Origin of the sequence: Chromobacterium subtsugae (assembly GCF_001676875.1) — a bacterium.
Taxonomy (GTDB): domain Bacteria; phylum Pseudomonadota; class Gammaproteobacteria; order Burkholderiales; family Chromobacteriaceae; genus Chromobacterium; species Chromobacterium subtsugae.
Window position 1 is genome coordinate 1 of sequence record NZ_JYKA01000036.1, and the last position, 9,470, is coordinate 9,470.

The window sequence follows — 9,470 nt, forward strand, 5'->3', positions numbered from 1 at the left end:
GGGGATCGTGAAGATCGCGTTCATCACCGAGCCTCCGGCGCGGAACTAGGAGAAAAGACATGGCGATGAATGTAGGGTCGTCGGGAGAAGACGATCTGATGATGGAAATCAACACCACGCCGTTGATCGACGTGATGTTGGTGATGCTGATCATGCTGATCATCACGATACCGATCCAGACGCACGCGGTGAAGCTGGACATGCCGGTGAACACGCCGTCGAAGCCGCTGGAGAAGCCGGTGGTGGTGCAGATCGACATTTCGCCGGACAATTCGGTGCTGTGGAATGGCGAGAAGCTGGCGGGGCGGGAGCAGCTGGAGGCGAAGCTGACGGCGGCGGGGAAGGCGAGTCCGCAGCCGGAGCTGCACATCAAGCCGAACAAGGACGCGAGTTATGAGCCGGTGGCGATGGTGCTGGCGGAGTCGCAGCGTTTGGGTTTGACGAAGCTGGGCATCGTCGGATCGGAACAGTTCGTCAAATGACATTCAAATAGCCATTGTCTTATGGCATGATGAGAAACAGGCGGCTGCGGTTGGGCCGCCTGTTTCGTGCGCGGAGGGTGTTATCCTCCGTCTGTCGCCAATCCATGCAAAACCGGCTGCGGGCCTCGCCGCCCGCAAGCGGGAACACAATACACATGAACACACGTCATTGCCTGATAGCCCTCCTTCTTTTGCCGCTTGCCGCCTGCAACAAGAGCGATGGCGCCGAAAAGCCGGCCGCCGGCAAGAGCGCGTCCGCGCCGGTCGCCCGCAGCTTGTCCAGCGCCGATGTGATCAAGGCGCAGATCCAGCCGCTGGCGGCCACCATTCCCTTCACCGGCTCGCTGACCGCCCTGGCCAGCAGCGCGGTGGCGGCCGAAGTGGACGCCAATGTGCGGGAAGTGAAAGTGAGGGAAGGCGAGGCGGTGCGCCGCGGTCAGTTGCTGGCGGTGCTGGACGCCGAGGCGCTCGGGCAGTCGGTGGAGGAGCAGAACGCCCAGCTGGACAATACCAAGTCGCGCTTGAAGCTGGCCAAGGTTAAGTTGGACAAGCAGCGCGAGCTGCTGGGCAAGGGCTTCATTTCCCAGGTGGCCTATGACGAACTGGAAAGCGATTACCGGGTGAAGGAGGGCGAATTGCGCGCCCAGGCCTCGCAAGTGGCCCGCGCCAAGCGCCTGCTGCAGGACACCCAGGTGAAGGCGCCGATTGACGGCGTGGTGTTCGAGCGCAAGATCAATCCGGGCGAAGTGGCCAGCCGCAATATGAAGCTGTTTTCCATCGCCAACCTGTCGGTGCTGGAAATCGCCGCCACCGTGCCTTCGCGCCTGGTGTCGCAGGTGCGCGTCGGCATGGACGCCAGTTTCAGCGTGGATGGCCGCAGCGAGCTGCAGCATGGCGAAGTGGTGCGCATCAATCCGGTGGCCATCCCCGGCACCCGCAGCTTCACGCTGTTCATCCGGGTGCAGAACCCTGCCGGCCAATTGAAGGTGGGCCAGTTCGCCAAGGGCGGCGTGGTGCTGCGCGCAGTGAAGGACCAGGTGGTGGTGCCCTTGTCCTCGGTGCGCGACATCGACAGCCAGCCGTGGCTGATGGTGGCGGAGAAGGGCAAACTGGTGAAAAAGCCGGTGACGGTGCAACTGCGCGCCGAAAACGAGCGCCAGGCGGCGGTGGCGGGCATCGCGCCAGGCGCCAGCGTGATCGTCGGCGAGTTGCTGGGCAGCAAGATCGGCGACGCCGTCGGCCTGCCGGGCGGCCAGGGTTGAGGGGCGCGACATGTGGCTGACCCGAGTTAGCGTACGCAACCCGTACTTCGCCGCCGTCCTGATGATGACGCTGATGGTGTTGGGCTTGTTCTCCTGGCAGAAGCTGGCGGTGGAGGAAATGCCCGACGTGCGCATGCCGATGGCGGTGGTGTACACCCCGTATTCCGGCGCTTCGCCCGAAGTGGTGGAGAGCGAAATCAGCAAGCCGCTGGAAGAAGCGCTGAACACCGTCAACGGCATCAAGGAAATCCGCTCCTATTCATCCGAAGGCAGCTCCTTCGTGGTGGCCGAGTTCGAACTGTCGGTCGACCCCATCGTCGCGGTGCAGAACGTGCGCGACAAAGTGGCGTCGGTGCAGGGGCAGTTCCGCCGCGAGATCGGCACGCCTTCGGTTTCCCAGGTCGACCCCAACGACAAGCCGATGCTGTCGCTGTCGCTGACCTCCAGCCAGACCCGGCCGCGCGAATTGAGCAGCTGGGCGGAAAACGTGCTGAAAAAGCGGCTGCAGATGGTGGAGGGCGTCGGCGACGTCAGCCTGATCGGCGCGGTGAAGCGCGAGATCCGCATCGATATCGACCCGGTGCGGCTGGAAGGCTCCGGCCTGTCGCTGGCCGATGTGGCCGACGCGATCAAGGCGGCCAACCAGGACTTCCCGGCCGGCAACGTCTCCACCGCCCAGAAAGAGTGGGCGATCCGGGTGTCCGGCAAGCTCAAGTCGGCCGAGGATTTCGCCGCGCTGGCGGTCGGCTACCGCAACGGCACGCCGATCCGGCTGGACGACATCGCCGATGTGGCGGATACCGAAGCCGAACAGGACAGCGTGTCGCTGATCAACGGCCAGCCCGGCCTAGGCATCGACATCAAGGCGGCGCGCGGCGCCAACGAGGTGGCGGTGGCGGCCGGGGTGAAGAAGTTGCTGGAAGAATTCAAGCCGCGGATGCCGGCCGGCACCGTGCTGCGCTACACCTATGATTCGGCCGAGGATGTGAAGAAAGCGCTGCACAGCGTGGAGTCGATGCTGCTGGAAGGCGCCGGCCTCACCATCCTGATCGTGTTCCTGTTTCTGGGCAGCTGGCGCAGCACGGTGATCACCGGCCTGACGCTGCCGGTGGCGCTGGTGGGCACCTTGTTCGCCATGCAGCTGATGGGCTTCACGCTCAACATCCTGACCCTGCTGGCGCTGTCGCTGTCCATCGGCCTGCTGATAGACGACGCCATCGTGGTGCGCGAGAACATCGTCCGCCACGCCGCGCTCGGCAAGAGCCATTACCAGGCGGCGCTGGACGGCACCAATGAAATCGGCCTGGCGGTGCTGGCCACCACGCTGACCGTGGTGGCGGTGTTCCTGCCGGTAGGCTTCATGAGCGGCATCATCGGCCGCTTCTTCCACCAGTTCGGCCTCACCGTGGCGGTGGCGGTGCTGATTTCGATGTTCGTCAGCTTCTCGCTCGACCCGATGCTGTCGTCGATCTGGCACGACCCGCACCACCACGGCGACAAGCACCGCGGCCCGCTGGGACGGATGCTGGATTGGTTCGAATCCTCGCTGGACGGCCTGTCCGAGCGCTACGCCAAGGTGATCCATTGGGTGCTGGGCCATCGCAAGACGGTGCTGGCGCTGGCGCTGGGCATCACGGCGGGCAGCTTCATGCTGGTGCCGATGATAGGCGGCGAATTCATTCCCGAGCGCGACAGCGGCAAGCTGAACGTGGTGTACCAGACCGCGCCCGGCTCCTCGCTGGAATACACCACCGCCAAGGGACGGGAGCTGGCCCAGGCGCTGTCGGGCATCCAGGAGATCCGCACGGTGTCGCTGGATGTCGGCGCCGGCAATTTCGGCGCCGGCAAGAACGACGGCACGCTGACTCTGGACATCGGCGACAAGCATCAACGCCAACGCAGCTTGAACGAAGTGATCGCCGATGCCCGCAAGCGGGTGCAGCCGGTGGCCGGCGTGCTGATCAAGGCGGTGGCCAACGACGAACAGCAGGGCAAGCCGGTATTCATCGGCCTGCGCGGCGGCGATCTGCGCGAGTTGGACGCGGTGTCGCGCGAGATCATGCGCAAGATCGCCAAGATCAAGGGCGTGCGAGACATTGAATCCAACCTCACCGAGGGCGACCCGTCGCTGAGCCTGACCCTGAAGCGCGACGCCGCGCTCAGCCTGGGCGTGGACCTCAACCGGGTGGGCAATCTGTTGTCGATGCTGTTGGCCGGCAACGTGGTGACCACCTGGGAAGCGCCCAATGGCGACAACTACGACGTGCGCTTGCGCATCCCCAAGGACGCGCGGCGCCAGGAGTTGCTGGACCAGCTCAAGGTGGCGGGCAACCGCGACGAGAACGGCGCCTCGCAAATGGTGCCGCTGTCCTCGCTGATCGAAACCCGGCAGGGGATCAGCCCGCGCCAGATCAAGCGCACCAATATGATGCGCGAGATCAGCATCATGGCCAATGTGGAAGGGCGCGACGTCAGCTCGGCGATGTCCGACGTCAACAAGCTGCTGGAGGGCATGCAGCTGCCGCCGGACGTGCAACTGGTGAGGCGCGGCCAACAGAAGGATATGGATGAAACCATCAGCAACGCGCTGCGCGCGCTGGGGCTGGGCGTCATCTTCATCTATCTGATCCTGGCGGCGCAGTTCCGCAGCTTCACCATGCCGGTAACCATCATGGTGTCGCTGCCGCTGGCTTTCGGCGGCGTGTTCTTCGCCTTGTTCCTGTGGGGGTCGACGCTGAACATGTTCTCGATCATCGGCATCATCATGCTGATGGGCCTAGTGGCCAAGAACGGCATTCTGCTGGTGGACTTCATCAACCGCTGCCGGCAGGAGGGCATGGAGCGCAACGCGGCGATCGCCGAAGCCGGGCGGGTGAGGCTGCGCCCGATCATGATGACCAGCCTGGCGATGATTTTCGGCATGCTGCCGCTGGCGCTGGGCACTGGCGATGGCTCGGAGACCAACCGGCCGATGGCGCACGCCATCATCGGCGGCCTGGCCACTTCCACGCTGCTGACCTTGCTGGTGGTGCCGGTGGTATACACCTATCTGGACAGCTTGCGCGGCCGCATTCGCCGGCTGTTGGGCGGGAAACGCAAGGACGCGCTGGTATTGAAGGCCGAAAACGGTAAATAGGACAGGCGCCGGCTTGGGCCGGCGTCTGTGACAATGACAGATTTATTTGCGCGGCTGGGCGACGCAATCGTTGCCGTCGAAGCTTACCGACTGGACGACATGGTCATGCGGGTCCACCACGAAATTGGTGGTGCAACTGTAGTACACCGAACCGCCGCCGCTGATGCCCCAGGGGTGGTAAAAGCCGCTGCTCTGGATCGGCATGTCCTGGCTGTACGCGTTGCGGTAGGTGTACAGCAGCTTGCCGTTGGGCATGGTCATCTGGCTGGTGGGCGTGCCCCAGGCGGCCAGTAGTTCGTTGGCGTCGCGGCCTTGCCAGACCAGCACCTTCTGCGCGTAGCCCTGCTGGGTGGCGCAGCCGGCGCTCAGCAGGCAGGCTGCGAGCAGCAGGACGGTGAGAGGGGTCTTCATTTCCGTTTCCTCGCATTCTTTGGGTGGGGAATGGCGCGGATCGCGGCGATTGCAGCTGCGACCGTCCCAAGGCGGCCATTCATGGGTTCTTCATAATTCTGCTTTTATTTTACGATGATGTCAGCGCCGCCCGCTGTCAATCGTTAAGGTTTGGGCAGAAACCGCCATCTGTTAACAAGATTGTGCAACAGGCGGCCGGCGCTTGATCGGGCGCGACGCGGCGGCAGACCGCGGCGCCCCATCCGCCGGCTCCGATGAAAACAACAAAGGAGAAACGACTATGTGCCTGAGAAAGCCCATCGCGGCGGCACTGATGGTCTGGGGGAGCATGTTGCCGATGCACGCATCGGCGGAGAAAGTGCTACATGGCGTATTCAACGCGCAGGAAACCGGCTTCGACCCGGCCAAGGTGTCGGACGTGTATTCCGCCGCGGTGATCGAACATATCTATGACCCCTTGCTGACCTTCGACTACCTGTCCCGTCCGGTGAGGGTGATCCCCAATGTCGTCACCGCGATGCCGACGGTCAGCGCCGACGGCCTGACTTACACCTTTCATCTGAAAAAAGGTATTTATTTCGCGCCGGACCCGGCTTTCAAGGGCAAGAAGCGCGAACTGACCGCCGCCGACTACGCCTATACGATCAAACGGCTGTCCGACCCTACGGTGGCCTCGCCGCTGAGCGACACCTTCACCGGCAAGCTGGTGGGGCTGGACGCGCTGGTGAAGAAAGCCGGCAAGGGCAAGCTGGATTACGACGCGCCGCTAGCCGGCATCCAGACGCCGGACCGTTACACGCTGCAGCTGAAGTTCAAGCAGCCGTTCCCTTCGCTGCCCTACGTGCTGGCCGGCAGCTGGGTGGAAGCCCAGGCGCGCGAGGTCATCGAGGCCTACGGCGACAACACCAACGCCCATCCGGTCGGCACCGGCCCCTACATGCTGAAGGACTGGAAGCCCGGCAACAGCATGACGCTGGTGCGCAACCCCAATTTCCGCAGCGAGACATTCCATTACCAGGCCGGCGCCGACGCCCGGGACCAGCGGATCGCCGCGCAGATGAACGGCAAGCGCTATCCGCAGATCGACCGGATCGAGATTTCGGTGATCCAGGAGGAGCAGCCGACCTGGCTGGCGTTCAAGAGCGGCGAGCTCGACGTGCTGAGCGGCAACCCCAGCATTCCGCAGCCGCTGATTCGCCAGGTGCTGCGGCTGGACCCGCATAATCCCGCGCGCGCGGAACTGAAGGCGGAATACCGCGAGCGCGGCATCCAGCTCAACCGCAGCCTGGAAGAGGGCATCACGTTCTACGCCTTCAATATGAAGGATCCTGCGGTCGGTGGTTTCGGCAAGGACAAGATCGCCCTGCGCCGGGCCATCGCGATGGCCTTCGACAACAGCGAGACGATAAGCAACATCCGCCGCAACCAGGCGGTGCCGGTGCAGTACATCGTGCCGCCCAACGTCGCGGGCCATAACCCCGACTTCCGCGCCGCCTATCCGTTCAACCCGGCGCTGGCCAACGCGCTGCTGGACCAAGTCGGTTACAAGATAGGCGCCGGCGGCTACCGCAACCAGCCCGACGGCAAGCCGTTCACGGTGGATTTCGTCACCGGGCCGACGGCCATCGACAAGCAGTGGAACGAATACTGGCAAAAAGCCTTCGACCGCATCAAGGTGCGCGTCAACTTCCGCGTGGTGCAATGGAACGAGCAGGCCAAGGCGCTGCAGGAGTGCAAGTTCGGCATAGCCGGCGCGGCCTGGGGGGCAGATTATCCGGACGGCGACGATTTCATGCAGCTGCTGTACGGCCCGAATACCGGCGGCAGCAATTACTCCTGCTACCGTTCCGCCCGCTTCGACAGCCTGTATGAACAGTCGCGGGTGCTGCCCGACGGCCCGGCGCGCAACCGCCTGTACGATCAGATGAACAAGATCGTGGCCGGCGACACGCCCTGGGTCTACGGCGACATCCGCTATGTCAACGGCGTCGCCCAGCCCTGGGTGAGAGGCTTCAAGGTGCATCCCAACTTCAACGCCATCTGGCGCTTCCTGGACGTGCAGAAATAAGCGGCCCGCGAGGAGAACATCATGTCCGCATTCATCATTCGCCGGCTGCTGCAAATGATCCCGACCCTGCTCGGCGTCATGCTGCTGGTTTTCACGCTGTTCAGCGTTGTCGGCGGCGATCCGACGCTGGTGCTGGCCGGCAAACACCTGACGCCGGAAGTGCTGGCGCAGATCCGCAGCCAGCTCGGCCTCGACAAGAGCCTGCCCGAGCAATTCTGGCTGTTCGTCCATCAGGTGCTGACGCTGAATTTCGGCACTTCCTGGTCCACCCAGCAGCCGGTGGCCGACATCATCGGCAGCCGCGTCGGCCCGTCGCTGACGCTGGCCGGGGCAATGCTGGTGGTCGACCTGCTGATCGCCATCCCGCTGGCCGCGCTGGTCGCCTATTTTCGCGGCGGCCTGACCGACCACCTGATCACCATCATCTGCACGGTGGCGATGTCGATCAGCGCGCTGATCTACATCATCGCCGGCCAGTATTTCCTGGCGTTCAAGCTGGGCTGGTTCCCGGTGCGCGGCTGGGGCGATTCGTTCTGGACCAATCTGTTCCTGTACGTGCCGCTGCCCTTGCTGATGGGCCTGATGGTGTCGCTGGGGCCGGACATCCGCTTTTACCGCAGCTTCTTCGTTGAGGAGCTGGGCCAGGACTACGTGCGCACCGCGCGCGCCAAGGGCTTGTCCGAGCGCCGCATCATGCTCAAGCACGTGCTGCGCAACGCGCTGATCCCGGTGGTGACCAGCGTGATGATGTCGCTTCCTTATTTGCTGATCGGGGCTTTGGTGCTGGAGAACTTCTTCGGCATCCCCGGCATGGGCAACGAGGTGATCCAGGCGGTCAACAAGAGCGATTTTCCGGTGATCAAGGCCATCACCATCTACATCGCCATCGCCACCATGGCGTTCAATCTGCTGGGCGATCTGGTCTACAAGTGGATCGATCCGCGCGTGCAACTGAAATAAGCGGGGGAAAACAATCATGACGACACTGCAGAATGCCGCGGGCCATCCGCCGGCCATGCCGTCCCGCAGCCTGTGGGCGCTGGGTTGGCAGCGTCTGAAGCGCAACAAGGTGGGCTTCATCTCTTTATGGATAGTGCTGGCCTATTTGCTGGTCGCCATCGGCGGCTGGTGCAATTTGATAGGCAGCAGCTGGACCGACGAGGTCGGCGTGCCATACGCGCCGCCCAGTTGGATAAAACCGTCGGCTGACGACGTGTTGCCGCCTGAGCGGGCGGCGGCGAAAGCGGCGGCCGCGCCCATCGTGGCGATGAGTCCGGCGGAAGACCCGATAAGCGAAGAGCTGGCCGCGGCGCAGAAGCATGTCGGCGACTATGCCGGCAAGGCGCAGACGCGACGGGACACGCTGCCGTTCGGCGGCGACTTGCAAGGCCGGGATGTGATCCAGAAAACCCTGAAAGGCACGTCCACCTCCATTTTCGTCGGCGTCTTCGGCGCGGTGTGCTCGCTGATGATAGGTTGCGCGCTGGGCGCGGCGTCCGGTTACTTCGGCGGCAAGACCGACGACTTCCTCAACTGGTTCTACAGCGTGTTCACCTCGGTGCCCGACATGCTGCTGCTGCTGTCCTTCGCCGCCGTGTCGGGCCGCGGCATCGGCACTATCATTTCGGTGATGGCGCTGACCAGCTGGACCGGCACCTATCGGCTGGTGCGCGCCGAATACCTGAAGTTGAAGGGACGCGAATACGTGCAGGCGGCCAATGCGATAGGCGCCGGCGACATGCGCAAGATGTTCATCCATATCCTGCCCAATATCTCCCACCTGCTGCTGGTGCAGTTTTCCTTGCTGACGGTGGCGCTGATCAAATACGAGGCCATTCTGTCCTTCCTCGGCTTCGGCGTCGACGTGCGCCAGGTCAGCTGGGGATCGATGCTGGAAGAAGCGCCGACCGAACTGATCCAGGGCTATTGGTGGCAGATGCTGGCGGTGACCGTGGCCATGTCGGTGCTGGTGACAGCGTTCAGCCTGCTGGTGGATGCGCTGCGCGACGCGCTGGATCCGCGCGCGGTGGCCAAGTAGGAGGCGGCAAGTGGAGAACCATCAAATGAATCAGCAAAACACCCTGCTGTCCGTGCGCAATCTGAAGGTGGGT

General features: G+C 63.6%; 7 protein-coding genes. 6 read left to right on the forward strand and 1 reads right to left on the reverse strand.

All coding sequences use genetic code 11. The features are described 5' to 3' along the window. Positions 1-59 precede the first annotated feature (59 nt). From MY55_RS22150 to MY55_RS22160, 3 genes are all read left to right on the forward strand, one after another. Positions 60-482 carry an ExbD/TolR family protein gene (locus MY55_RS22150; protein WP_043573188.1) on the forward strand — a complete coding sequence of 141 codons (423 nt, stop codon included), beginning with the start codon at positions 60-62 and terminating at the stop codon, positions 480-482. 155 nt (positions 483-637) lie between these two features. After that, the gene (locus MY55_RS22155; protein WP_047238488.1) at positions 638-1,744 is read left to right on the forward strand and encodes an efflux RND transporter periplasmic adaptor subunit; all 1,107 of its coding nucleotides are present in this window, start codon (positions 638-640) and stop codon (positions 1,742-1,744) included. A gap of 10 nt (positions 1,745-1,754) precedes the next feature. Next, positions 1,755-4,880 carry an efflux RND transporter permease subunit gene (locus tag MY55_RS22160; protein ID WP_047238487.1) on the forward strand — a complete coding sequence of 1,042 codons (3,126 nt, stop codon included), beginning with the start codon at positions 1,755-1,757 and terminating at the stop codon, positions 4,878-4,880. Positions 4,881-4,922: 42 nt separating this feature from the next. Here MY55_RS22160 and MY55_RS22165 read toward each other — a convergent pair whose 3' ends face one another. Then, positions 4,923-5,291 carry a hypothetical protein gene (locus MY55_RS22165; RefSeq protein WP_047238486.1) on the reverse strand — a complete coding sequence of 123 codons (369 nt, stop codon included), beginning with the start codon at positions 5,289-5,291 and terminating at the stop codon, positions 4,923-4,925. Between the two features lie 280 nt (positions 5,292-5,571). Between MY55_RS22165 and MY55_RS22170 the strand changes: the two genes are divergently transcribed. The 3 genes from MY55_RS22170 to MY55_RS22180 are packed head-to-tail and all read left to right on the forward strand — an operon-like array spanning position 5,572 to position 9,397. Then, a complete protein-coding gene (locus MY55_RS22170; RefSeq protein WP_065203048.1) occupies positions 5,572-7,359 on the forward strand; it encodes an ABC transporter substrate-binding protein in 1,788 nt (595 codons plus the stop codon). A gap of 21 nt (positions 7,360-7,380) precedes the next feature. Beyond that, complete coding sequence (locus MY55_RS22175; protein ID WP_047238484.1) at positions 7,381-8,319, forward strand: ABC transporter permease; 939 nt, start codon at positions 7,381-7,383, stop codon at positions 8,317-8,319. 16 nt (positions 8,320-8,335) lie between these two features. Then, the gene (locus tag MY55_RS22180) at positions 8,336-9,397 is read left to right on the forward strand and encodes an ABC transporter permease (RefSeq protein ID WP_052878145.1); all 1,062 of its coding nucleotides are present in this window, start codon (positions 8,336-8,338) and stop codon (positions 9,395-9,397) included. Positions 9,398-9,470: the final 73 nt, after the last annotated feature.